The organism is Burkholderia sp. THE68, from assembly GCF_009938265.1.
Classification (GTDB): Bacteria; Pseudomonadota; Gammaproteobacteria; order Burkholderiales; family Burkholderiaceae; genus Caballeronia.
In genome coordinates, this window is the sequence record NZ_AP022317.1 from 398080 (window position 1) to 417429 (window position 19350).

Below are 19350 nucleotides of genomic sequence, written 5' to 3' on the forward strand. Positions count from 1 at the left end.
ATGAAAGCGTCAGCGCGGGCTCGTCGGCATCATCACTTCGCCTCCGGCAGCGGCACGCCGACTTTCTGCGCGGCGGCGAGCGCGCCCGCGGGCAGCGGTGGCGGGTTCGGTCCCGTCGACTTTTCGGCGGCGGTCCTCGTCACGAAGATGCGCGAGGGCAGCGTGAAGTGCCGCAACGCCAGCGCGTCGAGCGGGCCGGCACCACTTTCGGCACGCAGTTGCACCGAGAGCGCCGGGCCCGCGCCCTGCTCGGGCATCCACGACAGTACGTAGCGCGCGCTGTCCTGCTGCGAGATCTTCGCGCGCTCCATCAGTCGAATGAGCGCGAAGCGTCCCTGCGAGTACATCGTCGAGCGCAGGCCGCCTTCCTCCGTTTCCCACTGAAGCTGCGCGTTGTTGTCCAGCGCCTGGCCTGGCCATTCGAACGGCACCCACTGTTCCATCTGGTTGAAATAGTGCAGTTGCTGGCCCGATGAGACGAGCTTCATGTCCGTGATGCCCGGCGTCGGCACACCGCGCAACTCGAAGCGCACGCGGGCGTCGCCTGAGGGGAACAGGACGGCTGACACGCGCGTGAGCTTGTTGAGGGCCGCGAGGAACGCCGGATCGAGCGTGAGGCCGCCGTGGTCCGCGCCTTGCGCCGCCACCCACTGATTCCCCTGCCGTTCGATGACGCCTGCCAGTTGCGAAGTCACGAACTGCGCGATTACGCCGTTGTTCATGCGCATGAAGTTGGCCATGTCGGGCAGCGACGCGTCGTTGTCCGAGTCCGCGAACGGATAACGGCCGTCGAACGTACGATTCCAGTCTGCCAGAATCGACGTGCGCCAGATTTCGTTCAGGCTCGATGAAGCCGGCTGCACGACCACCTGCCAGGTCTGCTCGAGCGGCGCTTCAAAAAGCCGACCGAAACCCGACCATTGCTCGCCGAGGCTCGCGGCCAGGCGGCTCGCGTAGTCGCGGCTGTCGGCGATGTCCGAGGTTTTGCCCTGTAGTACCGCTTGCGCGGCCGCGCGCGACATCGCGTCGGGATCGGCGCTGGCCATCATCTGCTGGGTTTTGAGGCGCATGGCGGTGACGCGTTCCAGATAGCGCGGCAGGCTCAGTTCGCCGAGTGCGGCGGCCTTTGGATTGGCCGGAGCGGCGAAGGAGAGATCCGTGCCCGTCAGACGCAGGATCGGGCCGAACGCCGTGGCGAGCGGGGCGAGTTGCGGCTGCGCTTGCTTCGACGGATCCTTCTCGTCTCTGCCCGCCCACTGCTGCGCCTTGGCGATCAGGTTGTCCGAGAGCGATTGCGTCGATGCGCCCGCGCTCGCCTGGAAGACGATCGCGTTCATCAGCGCGACAATCGGTGAGCGCTGCGGATCGCCCAGCAGCGTCAACTGATCGACTGTGCCCGATAGCGACGACGCGTTCTGCCAGCGAATGCTGTTGAGGAATTGCGCCCAGGCACGCGCGTAGTCGTCGAAGTAGCGTTGGCGCAGTTCGGCTTTGAGCGTCGAGGGCGCGGTGTTGTCGGTCTTTGCGTCCGACAGCACCCAGTCCCCGGTGACCGTGCGTTGCTCGCTCGCTTCATCGATCGCTTTGGGGATGCGCTCGTCCCATGCGGCGCGGGTGAACACGCCGGGGACGGTGGCCGTGGTGTTGAAAAGGCCGCGGCTCGGATGATCCCCCAGAAGTGTGGCGAGGGTCAGTGGCGGGTACTTCGGCTTCGCCTCATCGATGATCTGCTGGTAGATCGCATCGGTCGAATTTTGCAAACCCCGCACGCCGATGATCGTCTGACGCGCAGACGCGACGAGTGCGGCGTCCGGCGATATTGCTGCCGTCGCACTGCGCTTCAGATGACTCGCGTAGAACGCGATCGCGTGTTCGCGCACGTCTTCCCAGGTGCCCTGCGTGACCGATGCGTTTCGGGGGCGTGCTGGCGCGTTGGTGGCCAACAGTTGCGCATTCAGGAACGCGACGTCGGCATGCTCGGGGTGGGCCAGCATCAGATACGTTTTGAGTGTGTCATAGGCCGCCTGCACCTGGGTGTTGCCGCCGCTGGCGATTTCGGCGTCGGAGAGCGAGGCGAGTTGCTGGAGCCGCGCTTCGAGCTTGGCTTTGATCGGCTCGATCAGCGTGCGTGAGGCGGCTTTTTGATAGGCCGGCCAGAGTGCGTCGTAAAGCCCAGCGTCGTGATTCAGGCCGAAGCGCGTGTGTAACGGCGCGCCTTCCTTGCGGTGAACTTCGAGCGTGTCGAGTTGTTTGTCGAGTGCGTCGAGGGCGAGCAAGGCTTGCGTCGGGTCTTGCGTGGATGCGGCCGTGCTGAGCATGGAAGACGCGTCGTGCATTGCCGTGCGGTTGGCCGCGCCCGAGATCATTGATCCGAGTAGCCAGATTGCAGCAGCGGCTATCGTTGCCCATGCCGCCGTGGTCGACCACGAGAAACCCACGCGGCGGCCGTAAACCTTGTGGCTGTGTGCGGCGATGGTGTTCCAGAGCGCATGATTGGACACCACGGCGCGTGGCGGATCCGAGCGCGCCTCGTCGCTCTTCTCGTCATCCTCCGTTTGTTGCGCGTAGGGAATCGCCGCAAACAGCAAACCATGAACGGCGGTCCGCCATATCCGCGAGCTTCCGACTCGCACGATGAGATCAGACAAGGCCGCGCGCAACTGCTCGATCTGTTGAGCCAGTTCCGCAGCGATTCGATCATACGGATCAAAAGAAATACGCGCGACACCGATGTCGGACAGATCACCGGCGAGTCGTGCGAGTGTGCTATCGATGTGCTTCTTGTCGGAAGGTACGCTCGACCACAGATGCCCGACAGTTTCGTCGTGCCTTGATAGAGCACCTGTACATTCCTTCACATTCACGAAGTACGCAGGCGCGGCCCACCGCAAGACGCGTGCGTGTCGCGCAATTCGTTGGCCGACGGTCTCGGCATCGAATGGCTTATTTGATGAATCCTCGGCATGCGTGACCACCACGATCGCATCGATTGCGCGGCGACGTCGCAGCTTGCGCAGCTCATTGAGCCAGTTAGCGCCAGGCTGTCCGTCGCTCTGGCTTCCACTTATCAACAGTACGTCGTTCACGAGCTGCCAGCCGGATGCGGAAAGACCAGGCACCAGCCTCTCGATCGGCGAATGCTCGCCGCTCACGAGAAGCCAACGCGCTCGATATCTCCAGCGCAGGCCATACCGTTCGCGCAGCGCATCGCGTAGGGATTGCGTGCGTTCGAGAAGCGCGTATGACTCGCTTCCGCCTGGTCGAGCGCGCAGTTGACTCGGATTGTTCTCGTCGTAGCGACGAAACCATCGTGTCGCCTTCAGAGAAGCAATCCAAAGCACCGCTCCCTCGATGAACTTCACAAAAAGGAGAAGAACGAGGCACAGCGATAGCAACGAGAGTTCGGCGATGATCAGCCAGGAGCCCGACAGGCCGACGCTCGGCCCCTTCACCGCCACACTCAGCGCAAGCGTCACATAGATGATGACGATAGCGATGCCAATGAACAGCCAGAGGGGGGCTTGTTCCGTTTGATTTTCTTTGACTGCCTTCACGTTTCCCTCCTGCATACCAACGCGATCAATTCATGACCTTGCGCGCACAAGATCAACTGAGGCTTTGAGGTCGAATTGGCATTGGCCGCGGCCAGCGCTGCGGCGAGCCATACACCGGCCTCCGAGCAGTCGCCGACGGATGCCTCGATCTGCCGCCACGATATCTCCGCATCAATATTTGCGGCACGACGTATTTGGCCTAGACCATCAACTGACGTCCCTTGAGTCCACACCGAATCCAGATCCGTTGCATCTACGCATCCCCAACGACTGGCAAGTCCGATCAGCTTTGCCACCTCCTCCATCTCGCCTCGCGCCGGACGGTGCAGACACAGCGCCGGAGCGCCCGCGTCTTTGGACCATCTCAGATCGCCGAGCAACAGCGCTGTCCCAGCCTCCGCTACCCCGCCATCGAGGAGTTTGCTGATCGCATCGCGGAGCTGTATCGCGATGACCAAATGGACCGTCTTCTCAATCTCTTGATCCAGCCAGGCGTCCGTCGCGAAGATCGACAACGCTTCCTCGTGATTGATTGTCGAATTAAGCGACGGATATCGGATTTTCAACGTTCGGCGTAACTGCTCGACAACCGGTTCCGGCTTAAGTCCGGACTGCAGACAAAGATGCACATGCAACCCCGTATGCGCCGGCAACTTCCTCAATGATTCAGCGAGGTCATCCAGAACGCTCGAAATAAGCCAATCGCACACGGCCAAATGACGTGCGTGTTCGCCAAGCTCATTGCCTGGATAAAACGGTTCGTCCGGCACGTCGATCCATCGGGCATTCACGTCTTTGCCAGGAAACGCCGCACTCGCGCGTAGTTCCGATTGGACTTTCCCATCCACCAGGCTCTGAAGACTATTCAAGTCCTTGTCAGAAGAAAAACGCCACCCGTATCCGTGAACTGCCAGAGGCCGGCTGGCCGCGGTATGACACGTCTGTTCAGTCTGTTCGCTGACCCGATTCTGGGCGAGTGCCGACTGCCGTGCTGTATGCCTGTAAGCCAAACTTGCGACAAGCAGAAAACCGCATCCGAGAACCGGATAGCCCACCGCGCATAGCCAGAACCAGGCGTTACTCGTGGGACTTCCGTCGGTCCAGGACAAAACTGTTACCGTCACGCCGATGCAAAGCGCCAGGCACAACAACGCCGCCCAGAGAAGAGCGGACGGACGCGGTGCCGGGGGCACGTCGACCCGCGGTGGAATACGCTCGAAATCGATGGGCATCAGGCTAACGGACGGAGGCACCGCTTGTGGACGCAATCAGATACGCGCCGCATTGCGCGTGATCGCCATCACGCGAGAGCGGAATCGTACCGTCTTTGATTCGTTGGCTTCCTTCGACAAGCGGGTTATCGCCATGCATTGGGCATGAAACCATGTCTCCGATGCGAGCAGCCCGACGCCCCTTGACCTTGATTCGATTTGAGCCGGTCAGGACTTTGCCGCCATGGCTGGTGGCATCACCTTCGTAGATTAGATTTTTCATTGAAATATTTTTGTTATACGCGTACAGGCCAGCTCTTTAATCCAACGCTACTCCTTTTTGAGCGAAACCCCAAACTCCGCTTGCTACTCCGCTCCGATATCTCTGAAATCTTCTCGCGGCAGAATGTCGTAACCTCTTTGTCGTACCGATGCGTCATTTGAACATGCGCGATTAAGTATTATCCGACCATTTTTTAATGCAATCACTCCGGCGTTGGAGTCGGTTCCGTCGTTTGTCACCATCATCCTATCGAACATATAGTAGGTGTATCCGCCATGATCGAACCTCACATGCGTCTCACCGCCGCCAACCAGTGACTAGACGAAAGATTAAATAATTTGACCCGCTCTCTTTTGTCCGATACTTCCAGGCGAATTTATCTCGCAAACCCGATCTCTATACTATATGACCGTCGTCCGATTCACAGAGAGAGATCTTCAACCGAGGCAATTCACAATTAAAAATTTCTTTCTCGTTGCTTAAACACAATCCTTCCGCGCACGTGACGCCGAAACATAGGAATTGAATCATCAATGCAAAAAATAACGGACATTTCCTCATTTATACTCCTCATCGTCCTCCGTTGGTAAATTTAAATTCCGCGCGACGTCATCGATAGGACGAAGAAGGGATCACTGATCAATTCCACTTTCTGGAGCGACGGTTTCTATACCTCGGTAGGCCCGCTGGCTCAGCCTCTGGTATTCATCTAGCTGACAAATTTTATTAAAAACAGTTTTCCCACGTTTTTTTACATACACTCCGCTTGGAAAGCCTTGATATAAGACATAGTTAAATCCATTTAGCTGAAACTTCAGGTGCGTGTACTGTATATTTTCCTCGAAATCTCACTAATTTTCAGACGGCCCTTCGGAGGAAATGGCTGATTAGGATACCGCAGTTCGAGTCGATCTCTTATTCCATATTGATACTGGACATAACCGTTCTCCGGAGAAATATTCCCTGATGCACAAACCGATACAATCTTCTTATCGACTTTGCAGCTGAAATATACCTCCTCGAAATCATGACAAAGTGATACATTATCGCCGACTGTAGAAAATGCCTTACTTGACCAGACAAGCATTAGTAATAGACAGCACAGATCTCTTTGTTTCTACATTACCTAAATATCGTCTAAATACCTATTTTTGAGGCGACAGCGTCTAATCGCTCGCATTGATTTGATCAAGCATTCTTTGTCAGAGACGCTATGCGTGCATCATGAGCCAGTTATTCAATTCAATGCTTTAGAAGGAATCCATTTGGTTAAGATTTTTCCTTTTGCAGTTGTATATTCAATCAAGGCCCAATCATCACCCTTTCCACCTACAATTTTGACATGATCGCCTTTTAAGAGATAAGATTTTGTTATGAACTTAAAATCTGGCTCGTCAAACAGGGATGTTTTTTGATTCACGGTCATTGAAACGTGGCCATCATTCATCTTCCCGTCAAATTTGCTAATAGCATTAGACAAAATAGCTGCTTCAGCTACCGCTCCTTCAATGTTCAATTCTTTAGCGATCGCTCGGTATACATCGACATTTCCTGTATTCAGAGACTCGCAGGCTAGCATATTACCGACACCAAGATTATCTTTCACGGCATCTTTTAAGGAATTTCGATGAGAGTTCGTATTGGCCGACAAAAAGCCTTTCCAGATTTCCTTCGCATTTGAAAGCTGATAAACAATCATCGACTGCGTCGAATTGTTATCTGCTTTCGATACGGTCCATTCGTCACGCACCGAATCCCAGACTCCTCCGCATATATCACCAGTGTTATTACTCAAGATGCAACCTGAAGTTGTATCTACAACAGGACAGTATTGCCGACTGTCAGTAAAAGGCTTGCCGCTCGGGCCCGGATCTACGATACCAACACGAAGGACACTAAGAACAGCGTATCTCCCAGTCGCAGACACTTGAATTTTCGAGTTATCGAACACTATCCCAGTTCCACGATTAAGACTCTCAAGAGGGAAGAGTGCTCTCGATTGCCCAGTTAAACCAAAGAAAGTCGCACTTTTCCATCCACTACCGAACAGACGTAAATCTCTACCAGACATAGAATCTTTGAAAATAATGCTGCTTCCGGAAGAAAAATGAGCCGTATAGGTAGCACCGTGCACCGCGATACTACAGAGGGACAATGCAGCCACAAGAAAAAACCGTTTCATTGATCGCTCTTCTTAGTTGAGTTGACTTCTCAAATGCGTGTAACGAGCCGGAGCAACACTTACCCCATTAATCCGCGCCATTCGACGGTGATTCCCATAATCCTCAACGATCTCAGTTTCATACTGGGCGTGGTTGCCCCCCCAACCACTTGGGTCCCTTGAGATAGTCGGATGCCTTGCAAAAAACCTGTCCAATGCAGCACCAACATCCGGTGCAACATACGCTGGACGATTTACGCTTTGATCGAGTGCCACGGCTCTCCCAAGATCCGATAAGAAATAAGCGCTGATTGGGTGAGAGTAATTACTTGGATTCCTTGGCAAGACCTCGTCCCGAAGACGGTCAATAAAATCCATAAGCTGCCTCTTTTCGAATGCTTTCGAGTTAATTGCATTAACGATCGGGGCAAGCGGAATACTCTCGATCTCCTTATTATATTTATCAGCATTACAATCTTGTCGTATGAGAGCTTTAAGTCGGGCACCAGTGATTTTTTCGTTCTGGGTCAAGGACGGATGAATGTAGTACATGCTCGCCCCATTACCTGTCCCTTCAACCGACCAACCGCATTGCTCAAAAAGCTCTAAATATTCGCTCGGGTTGGTCGATTTGAATAGCGCGACTTGTGTCGGAAATTCGCCCTTACCTTGTGGATTGATCGTCTTTTGCATGGCTCCTGAAGTTAGAATCTCGCTATCATAGGACTGAACTGAGTCTAACTTCCCCTCATTTTCCGACATGGCAATCAAGATTCTCTTTTCCCCGAGAGTAATCTCGCCGCTGGCGACCATTTCTTCGAACACAGACGCACTGTTTAATGGCCGATTTCCCCAGTAAACAGGACCGTAGGTATTTCCCATGCGCGTAACTTTGAACTTGTTTAAATAACAGCATCCGCAAGTACAACTGCTAGCCCGAGCAAAATTTCCCACCAATCCTATCGGATGAATATGAAACACATCTGACCCAGGAAACCCCGGCACCTTCGCCTTCACCTCATCCCACCACACCAGCTTCTCAATGCGCTTTTGCTCCTCCTCATACTGAGGATTCGTCGCACCCTTCTCCATTTCCGTATAGAGCTGTCGCCACTTCTGCGGATTGGACCACTCGCTTTCATGTTTCACGATCAGTCGCGAAGCCGCCTGCATCAGCCACGGATAATGTCCAGACTCACCCGCGTAACTCAGGCACAAGTCATCCACTGCGTGGGCTCCATCGCCTTGCGGGAACAAAGTCCGATGAACCGATTGCATCATCGGGCTGAGTTTGGCACGCGACTTGGCACCCGGGACATTGGCATCGCTGGCAAAATCCACCCACGACCTGGTCGTCGCAAATATCGTATGAGCAGGATCATGTGCGCCATCGAGACAAGCGAAGTCCACCCATTTCTGCGCAAGCTCCCGCGTTACTGTTCCCCCCGCGAAGTTTTCTTCACGAACCCAGCCATCGATCGCCTGTCCGCGCTGGTCCGCACTGCCAACGCGCCACCAGTTCGACTTGCGCCCGCTGCGATCTGCGGTCGCTTCAAGGTGCTTCCTGTTCGGGTCACGCGCCAGCTCAGCCAATGACCACCGCTGCGCCACACCCGTCACTGGCGGCGCGGCACCCTCCTGCTCTGCGTTGCGATACAGCTTCGTTCCCTCCGCGATACGCAACAGCGTCGGCTCGGAAGAAAGTCCCAACGGCTTCCAGTCGTCCGGGTGCGCGCCGTGCGAGGCGACCCAGCTTCTGCCCTGCTCGATGAACGACTTGATGCTTTCATCACAGAACACTTCGATGTGCACCATGCGCGTCGCTGAACGCGGACTCGCACTCAATGAGTCGAAACGCCCAAGATGCCCTATCAGATCACCCGCCTTCACGGGAATGCCTTGAGCGTTCGCGTCGCTCCCACTGCTGGACGATGAGAGGGTGACAGTCACACGATCGAAGGCATCATCAGGCATGAATCCCTGTACTACCGGACCACCATGCTCGTTACCCAGGAAAATCCAGCCGCCCACAACGGAAGTAGGCGGCACTTCGCCGACCTTGGGTGCGTACAGTTGCGCTCCATGCACATCCGTGATCTTGCCCCAGCCCTTCTGTTGCTCGCCGATGCTCACACATGCGCCCTGCGGCAGAATGCCAAGTGGATGTGCGCCCCTGTGACCGCCCCTCGGACCGCTACGCACCCTCAAGCCTTGCTGACCCGCTTCCGGTAACTGGCCGACCCTACTCGGATCAGGCTTGTCTTGCGCATGCTCCGTGACCTTGTACTGCGTCGGCCAATACGTCGGCTTTTTCGTCGTCGCGTCTTGTTCATACTCTTCGTACGCCAGAAGATGCATGTACAGGCTATAGAACGTCAGCTTTGTGCCTTTTGGAAACTCCATCGTATGGCGTACCAAGGCAAATCCCGTGCTGTAAGGCGCTTGCACGCCTCCGAGCTGACTTACGGGATAAGTCCGATTCACGCGGTACGCAATGACGTGGCCATCTGCAATACACCGGATACCTTGTTTCAAGTCGAGCTTGCTGCCCGCGCCATTCTCAGTGATGTGAATGCCGCCGTGCCAAAACCCGTTCTTACTCACCAGAAAACTGCCACCAGGCTCCCTGTCCGCCAACAGTTGGTAGATCTCGTGCTCGTCAGTGAACTTGACTGCAGCATCCGCGTCCCGCTGCCCTTTCTTCAGGAACGGGAATGCGAACGACAACTGCTTGACCTTAGTGTCTGCAGGCGTTGCTCGCGGTGCGCTACTGGGCGTTGCGGGGGTACTGCGTTGGCTACCCGAGGCTGGCTGCGGCGTCGACACGGATTGTTGTGTAGGGCGTGCGGAAGTTGCCATTTCGATGCTTATTCAGAAAATCCAAAGGAAATCGGGGCCTTGATGTCTTGCACTGGCGCGTTGGACCAGGACGGGAACGTGAAACTTCCGCCGTCGGCGTCACCGACTGTCAGATTCCCCTTCGACTCAATCTCACCCGCAGGACTACCAAGCGTGATCTTTCCACCCGATAGCTTGATATAGGCACCCGAGCCATCGCCGATCGTCACGCCCTTGCGTCCAGTAATCGTCACCTCACCGTCCGAGGAACTTACGACCATTCCCTGCATGGCCAACAGTTCCATCGCGTCGCTCTGGGCCTGGATCTGCACCTTCCCTTTCGCCGCAAAAAGACGGATTCCCAACGTTGCCGCGAAGAAGGATATCGCTTCGCCGGCAGCCACCGTGATTCGCCTGAATGCGCCAATGTCGACGCCCTCGCCCGAAGTTACGAACATCTGCTTGCGAGACGCCACCTGCAACTGCCGTCCGCTCGCAATGCCAAGTCCGTCGGGCGCGGTTGCGACCAGCACTGGCCTGCCCAGTTTCGTTAGCTTCTCCTCGATGAGTGATCGTTGCTGATCCACCTCGGCGAGCCATGCTTTAGCGGCGTTAGCCGAATCGTTAAGTGAACGCAACAGATCCCTGGCCTGGTTAAACGTCACGTCGGCGTCTTGCATTGCAAGTTGCTCGCCGGTCGCATTTGACTGAGCTTCCGCAGACAGCAGAACGCCCTTTCCGCCTCTGACGGCCACATGCTCATCGCTTCTCAGCTCCGCTCCGCGACCGCGTTCCTTGCGCTCCCCATCGACCATATGCCCCAGATTCAGTTCACTGGTCTGATAAGGCGTAGTCAGGTGGATATGCTCTATCCCCTCCTTATCCTCCATGCGCAACTCATTCTGCGCAGCGGACCTCATGATGTTCCGCGTATTGTTGAGATTGGTGACGAGGTCCGGGTTCAGGCTGTCATGAAGCGATCCCACTATGACGGGCCTATTCGGATCTTGCGCTGTGAATATCAGCGCCAGCTCCGTCCCGTGAATCAGCGGAAAATGATGTCCGTAGTCCGCGCCCGCGTACGGTCTGGCCATGCGGATCGGACGGCTCGCGCCACCCGGGCTCCACTCGTCCAGATCGAACGGCATCTTCACGACATAGCGGCCTTTTTCGTCCAGATATCCGTATTTGTACGACCCCGGTGAATCGACTCTCGCCGGCCAGATGCCTTCAGCCTTCGGGCGTTCAACGGAATCAATGCTCGTGCGCCACTTGCGATCCGCCGGAATCGCCCGAAAGTTGTTCCAGTACGACACGCCCCGGCCGCCGCCGCAACACATCGACGCGATGAACAGCCCATTGGGCGCATCCTTGGGATTGACATCGAGCCGGATCACCTCGCCCACTTCGATCGAGAACGGATTACCCCGACCGCGATAGCTGATCTGCGTGGCGATGTACGCCTCATGGCGCAGACGCGCGATCTGGCGCCCTTCCTCCAGCGTTTCGTAGTGCTCGCCCCACGTACCGTCCACCGCGTCGGTCGTCTTGTCCGCGCGCGCGGCATTTTCTTCGACCAGCAGCGCCACGTCCGCCTGACGATGGTTGTAGTCGTTCAGTTGCACCGCTTCCGGCACACGTTGCGTGATCGTTCTGAGCGAACGAATCGACTCCGCACCGGCGCTGTCGAGTCCCGAGTGGCTGCGATACGGCACCACCCGCTGCTTGCGCGCATAGGCATCCAGATCATCCCCGAAAATGATGACCGTGCGATCGCTCTTCTGTTCAAAGCGGAACCAGATGCCCGCCTCGGCGCAGATGCGCTGAATGAAGGCGAACGTAGTCTCGTAAAACTGCGTCTCGTATTCGATCCGCTTATACGTTCCACGCAAGCCCTTGAAATCGAAATCGACGCCCAGGCGATAGCCGTAGTGGCGCAACGTGTCCGTAACGATCTCGACGACGGATTGCTTCTGGAACAACCGGCATTTGCGTCCTCGTGCCAGTTCCGCGATCTTGGGCACCAGCGTGACGCGATAGCGCGTTTCATCGGCTGACGTGCCGAGCGTCTCGAATCTTTCGATGACGCCATGCGTGACGCTGGGCTGCGGGGCCTTGCTGAAGTCCTTCCAGCGCTCGCCGAACATCTGGCGCAAGTAGGCTTCCTGCGGATCGATGGGATCGATGGTAAAGACCGCGGGGCGCCCGACGACCTGATCCATCGGAATGTCGGCAACCGCGCTCGTGAACTCGATATTGAATTCGTAGAGCTCACTGATTTTCGCCTCTCCGTTAAACCTCAATATCGAGATAAGCGCAGGCTGCGGTTTGAGCTGTAACGAATAGGCTTGCGACGGCAACACCATGGACATGCACGGAACTCCCTGAACTCAGGCCGCTTGCTCAACGGCAACATCGAGACGACCCTGTTCAGAGACACTGCTCGGCGTGGACGAGCGCCGGCATATTCGGAACGGGGGCCAATACAGGTTATTTTGGCGTACAAAATTCCCGTCCGAAAGCGACAATTCCTCTTGCCTCGGCTTTATTTGATTAAATTCAGTTAGTTAGGCAAATTAAATTACCTTATCTTTCGGATTTCTCCTATAACCTCATTCGCTGATTTAGCCGATGCGGCTACCCATCAAGCAGCGACTCCGCATCGACATATTGATAACCGCGATCGCGCGCCACCGCCTTGTAAGTGACGTTCCCGTCACACACGTTGAGTCCGCGGCGAAGATGCACGTCTTCCTTCATTGCGCGCTTCCAGCCCTTGTCCGCCAGCATGAGCGCGGGGCCGATCGTTGCATGGTTCAGTGCGAACGTCGACGTGCGCGCCACGCCTCCCGGCATGTTCGCGACGCAATAGTGCACGACCCCATCGATGAAAAAGACGGGATCGGCATGCGTGGTCGGATGCGACGTCTCGAAGCAGCCACCCTGATCGATGGCGACATCGACCATCACCGCGCCCTTCCTCATGCCGGCGACGTGCTCCCGGGCGACGAGCTTGGGCGCGGACGCACCCGGTATCAGCACGCCGCCGATCACGACATCCGCATCGAGCACGGCCTCTTCGATGCTCTGCGCGTTGGAAAACGCGGTCGTGATCCGATTGCCGTAAACCAGATCGAGCTGACGCAGGCGATCGACGTTCTTGTCCAGCACGGTGACGCGCGCGCCGAGTCCGACCGCCATCTGCAACGCATTCGTGCCAACCACGCCCGCGCCGATCACGGCGACGTGGCCAGGCGTCACGCCAGGCACGCCCCCGAGCAGGACGCCGCGCCCGCCCTGGGCGATCTCCAGAAAGTGCGCGCCGGCCTGCACCGCCATGCGTCCGGCGACCTCGCTCATCGGCGCCAGCAGCGGCAGTCCGCCGCCCGACCCGGTGATGGTCTCGTACGCAATGCAGATCGCCCCGGACTCTACGAGCGCCTTCGTCTGGACCGGGTCCGGCGCGAGATGCAGATACGCATAGAGGATCTGTCCGGGCCGCAGCATCTGACACTCGGCGGGCTGCGGCTCCTTGACCTTGACGATCATGTCGGCGGAAGCGAACACTTCCGCAGCCTCCGCGACGATCTCCGCGCCCGCCAGCCGGTACTGTTCGTCGGTCAGGCCGATTGCGTCGCCGGCTTGCGCCTGCACCACGACCGGATGTCCACGCGCGGTGAGTTCGCGCACGCTGGCCGGCGTCAGTCCGACGCGATATTCATGGATCTTCACTTCCTTGGGTACGCCGATACGCATGGCAGTCTCCTGTGAGCGCGTCACGCTTCGCCAGCGACGATTTTCTTCATACCTGAAACCATGTCGGCGACAGCCGCGAGGTCGTGTCGTCGTCTCGTGCGGCGACGATCGTTTCCAATCTTATCGGTTTCGCAGGGGTGTTCCGTCTGAATCGCTACAATGGCGCGGACACATTTCCATCGAAAGCATCGCATGCGAGACATGCTGACTTCCTATTTCTGGAGCGGCGACGCGATCCGCAGTCGAAGCGTCAGTGACGTGGTTCTCTCAGGCACGCTCGACGTGCCCGCACCCTCCGCACGACTACTCGCGGATTGGCAAAGAGAGACATCGTCGCGGCTCGTTCTCGAACCCGGCGATGTCGAGCCAATGCCTCTGGCGCGAACGCAAATGCGCTGGCCGGACTACAAGCGCTGCGTGCAGACCATGTCGGACTGGACACGCGCGCTTGGACTGCGCGCCGTGCTCGCCGACAGCGACGTCGCGCTCATGGCGTGTCGTGGCGCGCGCTATCACCATGACGCCGCGCAATATGGCGGCAAGGCCTTCTGCAATCTCTTCCTGAGCGAGGACCGTGGCCTGGACGTGCATTTTCCCGCCACGGGACTTCGTATTCCGCTGACCCGCGGAACAGCCCTCATATTCGATACCGGTCAGCCTCATGGCGTGATTCAGCGCCACCGCGACAATTTCAATGAGGCCGACTTCGCGCCGGATCAGGACTGGATCCAGATATTCCTGAGCTGGGAGCTTCCCATCGAGGACGCCAAGGTTGCGCAAGTCCTCGAGGTGGACTTCGACGTCGCCCGTCCGACGTCGCCGCTACCGGATGAAGAACAAGTGTGGTTGAACGGCTCACCAGTTGCCGTGTGCCCGGAATCGGGTCGCTGGTACCGCGCCGACTGACTTCAACCGTGAGCGCCCGGCGCAAGTTGCGCGATGTCGACGGGCTTGCTCGACGAGCGAATGACGCGCATCACGACCCATGCGATGAGATACGCCGAACCGCAGACGACGAACAGCACGTTGTAGCCGGCGTCGATGTGACCGAGCAACTTGAAATGGTCCAGCACCGCGCCGACGACGAGCGGGAACAGCGTCGCACCCAGCGCACCGGCCAGGCCGCCGATCCCGACGACCGAACCGACTGCCGCTTTCGGGAACATGTCGGAAGCGGTCGTAAAGAGGTTTGCCGACCATGCCTGATGCGAAGCCGCCGCGAGGCTCAGAAGGCCGACCATCGCCCACATGTTCTCGATGAACGGCGAGAACGCAATCGGCATCACGAGGAACGCAAAGACCAGCATGGTGGTTTGTCGCGCCTTCGTCACGGACCAGCCGCGCTGAATCAGCCTGGACGAGATGAAACCACCGCCGATGCTGCCGATCGAGGTCGAGACGTACACGATCACCAGCGGCAGGCCGAGGTTCTTCAGATCGAGGTGGAAGCGCGAATTGAAGTACGAAGGCAGCCAGAAGAGCATGAACCACCAGATCGGGTCGGTCAGAAGCTTGCCTGCGAAGAATGCCCACGTCGGGCGCAGCTTGAGCAAGGTGAACCAGCTCACCTTTTGCGTCGCGGGAGCGGGCGCTGAATCCTCGCTGATGTAGCCGAGCTCCGCCTCGTTGACCTTCGCGTGTTTCGCCGGCACCTGATACATGAAGTACCAGAAGCCCAGCCAGACAAAGCCCGTCAGTCCGGTGACGAAGAACGCAGCCTCCCAGCCATACGTTGCGGCGAGCCATGGAACGGTCGCCGGTGCCGCCACCGCGCCGATGCTGGTACCGGAGGTGAGAATACCCACCGCCAGCGCTTTCTCCTTGCGCGGGAACCACTCCGACACGCTCTTCACCGCGCAAGGGAAACTGCCGGACTCAGAGATGCCAAGCAGGGCACGCATGACGCCGAAGCCCATCGTGCTGCGCACGAGCGCATGGCCGCATGCGGCGATGCTCCACACCAGCACGCACACGCCGTAGCCGATCTTGACGCCGAACTTGTCGACCATCTTTCCGGACAACACCATGCCGATTGCATAACACGCGGTGAACACCATGACGATGTAGCTGTACTGTGTCTCGGTCCAGTTGAACGTGACGGCAAGCTCGGGCTTGAGCAGTCCCAACACCTGACGGTCGAGGTAATTGATCGTGGTTGCGAAGAAAAGCAGCGCGCAGATGCGCCACCGGATAGCTGTACGGTCCATGAGCGACTCCTGTCTCCTGAAATGCCTGATCCGCTGATGCGGCTTGAGAGTTACCGGAAAAATGCGGGGCGTTTCTCGCGAAATGCCGCGACGCCTTCGATTGCATCGGGCGACGCCTTGCACACCGATGCGGCGAGTTCGTGAGCGTATTCGTGCTGGCCCGTCTCCATCATGCGAACGAGCCGCTTACCGACTGACAGCGAAGTCCTCGATCGCTTGATGAGCGTTTCGCAGATTGCGTCGACGTGGCCGCGCAACTGATCCGCTTCGACGGCCTCGTTGATCACGCCCCATGCAGCGGCGGTTTCGGCGGAGATCGGTTCACCGAGAAGAATCAACTCACGCGTGCGCGTCGCGCCGACGAGTTCGGAAAGCCGCGAGCAGCCCATCCATCCGGGGATGGCGCCCACCGACGCTTCAGGAAAGCCGACCTTTGCCTGTGTGCTTGCGTAGCGGAAATCGCACGTCAGCGCGAGTTCGAATCCGCCGCCGAGCGCGCTGGCGGAAAGAACAGCGATCGTCGGTTGGTCGAGTTCGGCGATGCGACGGAACACGCGGTTGCCTTCGCGAATGAAGCGCGTGCCCATCTTCTGCGGATCGATGTCGCCCCACTCGTTGATATCCGCGCCGCTGCAAAAGAAGCGCGGACTCGCGGTTTCGATTTTCAGCACGCGGATTTCATCATTGCGCTCGACGTCCGTCACGGCACGTTCGATGTCATCCAGCATCTGCAACGTCAACGCGTTATGACGCGATACGCGGTTGAGCGTAATCGTGGCGACGCCACCTTTGGCTTCGTAGAGAATGTCGGTGTCGGACATGTAAAACCTCTTTGTCAGTGAGCCGCAGCGGCTTCGAGCAGGCGCTCGTCGATGAGCGGCGTGAACTCCATGCGCGAGAGCACATCGCGGTGCATGTCGACGCCCTTCGCCACTTCGACGAGGCATACGCCGAGCGTATCGAGCCTGAACACCGCGCGCTCGGTGATATAGAAAACTTCCTTGCCGTCCAGACGCGCCTGCACGCCGCTGAACGTCACGTGCCGCACTTTTTTCACGGCCTTCGGCACGGATCCCGGCGAGAGAATGTCGAGCGCGTCGCCTTTGCGTTCCACACGCAAGCCCTTGGCCTCGAACGCGCCGCAGAACACCAGTTTTTTCGCGCCCTGCGCGATATCCATGAATCCGCCCGGCCCGACGACCGTCGAGCCGAGCTTCGACACGTTCACGTTGCCTTCTTCGTCGAATTCGCCCATGCCGAGAAAGGTCACGTCGATACCGCCGCCGCTATACCAGTCGAACTGATCGACGCTCGGCATGATGGCGTCGGCGTTGCGCGCGGTGCCGAACATCGAGCCGTCGAGCATCGAGCCGCGGTGGACGCCCTGTTCGACGGAACCCCAGTACTCGTCGCCGCGACCTTGCGAGGCGAGAACGGCCGGAATCGCGCCCGGAAAGCCGAAGCCGAAGTTCACGGATTGATCGATGCCAAGCTCCTGGGCCGCGCGCTCGGCCACGATGAGGCGCATGCCATCGGGCATCTCGACATCGGGTGTCTCGCCGAGCGCTTCGCCGCTCAACGTGGCGTCGTACTCGCTGATCTGGCACTGGCGTTGAGCCGGGGTCTCGACAGTGAAATCGACCATCACGCCAGGCACACGAACCAGACGAGCGGGCACGTGCAGACGCGGCCGCGATCTGACTTGCGCGATGACCTTGCCGCCGCTGTTGTGCGCGGCCAGCGCGACGGCATAGATGTCGAGGTCCGCCGGTTCATGACGGGTCGAGAGATTGCCCCTGTCGTCCGCGGACGACGCCATGACGATCGAGAAGTCGATCTTGAAGGGCTTGTAGCGCAGGAATTCCGTGCCGTCGATGTCGATCAGCTCGACGAGATCTTCGGTGGTGACGTCGTTCAGCTTGCCGCCGTCCAGTCGCGGATCGACGAAGGTTCTCAGGCCGACGCGCGTAATCACGCCCGGCCGGCCCGCGCCGATTTCGCGGAACAAGGTCGCAATCACACCGCCCGGGAAGCTGTAACCCTCGATCGCACCGCTTTCGGCCAGCTTCTGCATCGCCGATGACCAGACCCAGTGGCCGCCGATCACGCGCCTGACCATCCCGGCGTGAGCGAATCTGCCGAGGCCGCTGCCCAGCCCGTCGCCCACGCCCAGCGCATGAACGACCGTCAGATTGCGCGGATGGCCGGTTTCGAGAAATCGCGCTTCGATCGCAGCGAGGATCGCGTCCGGTTCGAGCAGCCCGCCGCCCGAGCCGGTGATGGCGATCGTCGCACCGTCGAAGATCGAAGCCGCAACGGCTTGCGCACTGGTCCACTTTTTCACAACGCCTCCTGATTCGAAAGTCTTTAGTACCGAACCGTATCGTTACTTGACACGAATCGTGGCACAGGCAAAAGCGACGTTCAAGGGAAAAGCGCCTGAAATCGGGTTTACGATGATGGATGCGCACAGAGCCGCTCGTACGCCACGATTGCGACGCGATGGCGTTGTCAGTTACCGTTTAACTTTGGATGTGACCCACGAATATGCAGACCCCAGTCGAACCGGGCGGCGAAGTACGCGCTGTCGAGAAGCCCGCGCGTGCCAAGCGGCTGCGCGATCCGATCCAGACGCAAGCCAAAATCCTCTCTGCCGCCAAAGCCGAGTTCGCGAAAGTTGGACTGGGCGGCGCGCGCATCGAGACGATCGCCGAGAAGGCCGGCGTCAACAAGCGGATGATCTACGAGTACTTCAAGGGGAAGGAAGAGCTGTTCCAGACCGTCCTCGAGGAAATGTGGACCGACATCCGGACCGAGGAAAGAGCGCTCGGCCTCGATAAGCTCGCGCCCGTCGAGGCGATCCGGGCCTACGTGACGTTCACCTGGAACTATTACCTGAAGAACCCGGAGTTCATGTCGCTCGTGAACAGCGAAAATCTGCACCGGGCCCGGCATGTCAAGAAGTCGAGACGGTTCAGCGAACTGCATCGCGGCTTCGTCAACATGCTGCAGCATATTCTCGAGCGAGGCGTAGCCTCCGGCGACTTCAAGGCGGGCGTCGATGCAAGCCAGTTGCACCTGACCATCGCTGCCTTGGGTTACTACTATCTGACCAATCGCTTCACCGGCGAAGTCATCTTCGGCTTCGATTTCGTCTCGAAGGAAGCGCTTCAGAAACGTCTCGACTTCAATCTCGAAACAGTCTTCAGCCTGCTGCGCCCGAGCTGATCGCGCCGCGCTCCTCTCTTCTTCGCTCCGTCGCGCAAGGGTTTTCCGCTTCATAGGGGAAAACCCTTTTTTGACAGCGCGTTTCGACAGGTATTAAATAACGAAACGGATC

The 19350-nt window shown here is 58.2% G+C and carries 12 protein-coding genes; 2 read left to right on the plus strand and 10 right to left on the minus strand.

What is annotated here, in order from left to right:
- Positions 1-32: 32 nt before the first annotated feature.
- From BTHE68_RS23135 to ald, 7 genes are all read right to left on the minus strand, one after another.
- Positions 33-3569: an ImcF-related family protein gene (locus BTHE68_RS23135; protein WP_162068633.1), complete on the minus strand. Its 3537-nt coding sequence runs from the start codon at positions 3567-3569 to the stop codon at positions 33-35.
- A complete protein-coding gene (locus BTHE68_RS23140; RefSeq protein WP_162068634.1) occupies positions 3551-4786 on the minus strand; it encodes a KPHS_23130 family T6SS system protein in 1236 nt (411 codons plus the stop codon). The genes BTHE68_RS23135 and BTHE68_RS23140 overlap by 19 nt, the downstream gene beginning before the upstream one ends.
- A gap of 4 nt (positions 4787-4790) precedes the next feature.
- A complete protein-coding gene (locus BTHE68_RS23145; protein WP_162068635.1) occupies positions 4791-5048 on the minus strand; it encodes a PAAR domain-containing protein in 258 nt (85 codons plus the stop codon).
- Between the two features lie 1237 nt (positions 5049-6285).
- Positions 6286-7230, minus strand: a complete 945-nt coding sequence (locus BTHE68_RS23150; RefSeq protein ID WP_162068636.1) for a hypothetical protein — start codon at positions 7228-7230, stop codon at positions 6286-6288.
- A gap of 12 nt (positions 7231-7242) precedes the next feature.
- Positions 7243-9936 carry a hypothetical protein gene (locus BTHE68_RS23155; protein WP_162068637.1) on the minus strand — a complete coding sequence of 898 codons (2694 nt, stop codon included), beginning with the start codon at positions 9934-9936 and terminating at the stop codon, positions 7243-7245.
- A 140-nt stretch (positions 9937-10076) separates the two neighbouring features.
- Positions 10077-12419 carry a type VI secretion system Vgr family protein gene (locus BTHE68_RS23160; RefSeq protein WP_162068638.1) on the minus strand — a complete coding sequence of 781 codons (2343 nt, stop codon included), beginning with the start codon at positions 12417-12419 and terminating at the stop codon, positions 10077-10079.
- Positions 12420-12684: 265 nt separating this feature from the next.
- Positions 12685-13803, minus strand: coding sequence for an alanine dehydrogenase (ald, locus tag BTHE68_RS23165; protein ID WP_162068639.1), 1119 nt, complete (start codon positions 13801-13803; stop codon positions 12685-12687).
- Positions 13804-14004: 201 nt separating this feature from the next.
- Between ald and BTHE68_RS23170 the strand changes: the two genes are divergently transcribed.
- Positions 14005-14709 (plus strand): hypothetical protein, encoded by a 705-nt coding sequence (locus BTHE68_RS23170; protein ID WP_162068640.1) that lies wholly within the window; start codon positions 14005-14007, stop codon positions 14707-14709.
- Between the two features lie 2 nt (positions 14710-14711).
- On the opposite strand, the gene BTHE68_RS23175 is transcribed toward BTHE68_RS23170, so the two are convergent.
- The 3 genes from BTHE68_RS23175 to BTHE68_RS23185 are packed head-to-tail and all read right to left on the minus strand — an operon-like array spanning position 14712 to position 18354.
- On the minus strand, positions 14712-16010 hold the full coding sequence (locus tag BTHE68_RS23175) for an MFS transporter (protein WP_162068641.1): 1299 nt from the start codon (positions 16008-16010) through the stop codon (positions 14712-14714).
- A gap of 50 nt (positions 16011-16060) precedes the next feature.
- Entirely contained in the window at positions 16061-16831 is a 771-nt protein-coding gene (locus BTHE68_RS23180) for an enoyl-CoA hydratase/isomerase family protein (RefSeq protein WP_162068642.1), read from the minus strand.
- Positions 16832-16845: 14 nt separating this feature from the next.
- A complete protein-coding gene (locus BTHE68_RS23185; protein ID WP_162068643.1) occupies positions 16846-18354 on the minus strand; it encodes a CoA-transferase in 1509 nt (502 codons plus the stop codon).
- A gap of 203 nt (positions 18355-18557) precedes the next feature.
- Between BTHE68_RS23185 and BTHE68_RS23190 the strand changes: the two genes are divergently transcribed.
- Entirely contained in the window at positions 18558-19238 is a 681-nt protein-coding gene (locus tag BTHE68_RS23190; protein WP_162068644.1) for a TetR/AcrR family transcriptional regulator, read from the plus strand.
- Positions 19239-19350: the final 112 nt, after the last annotated feature.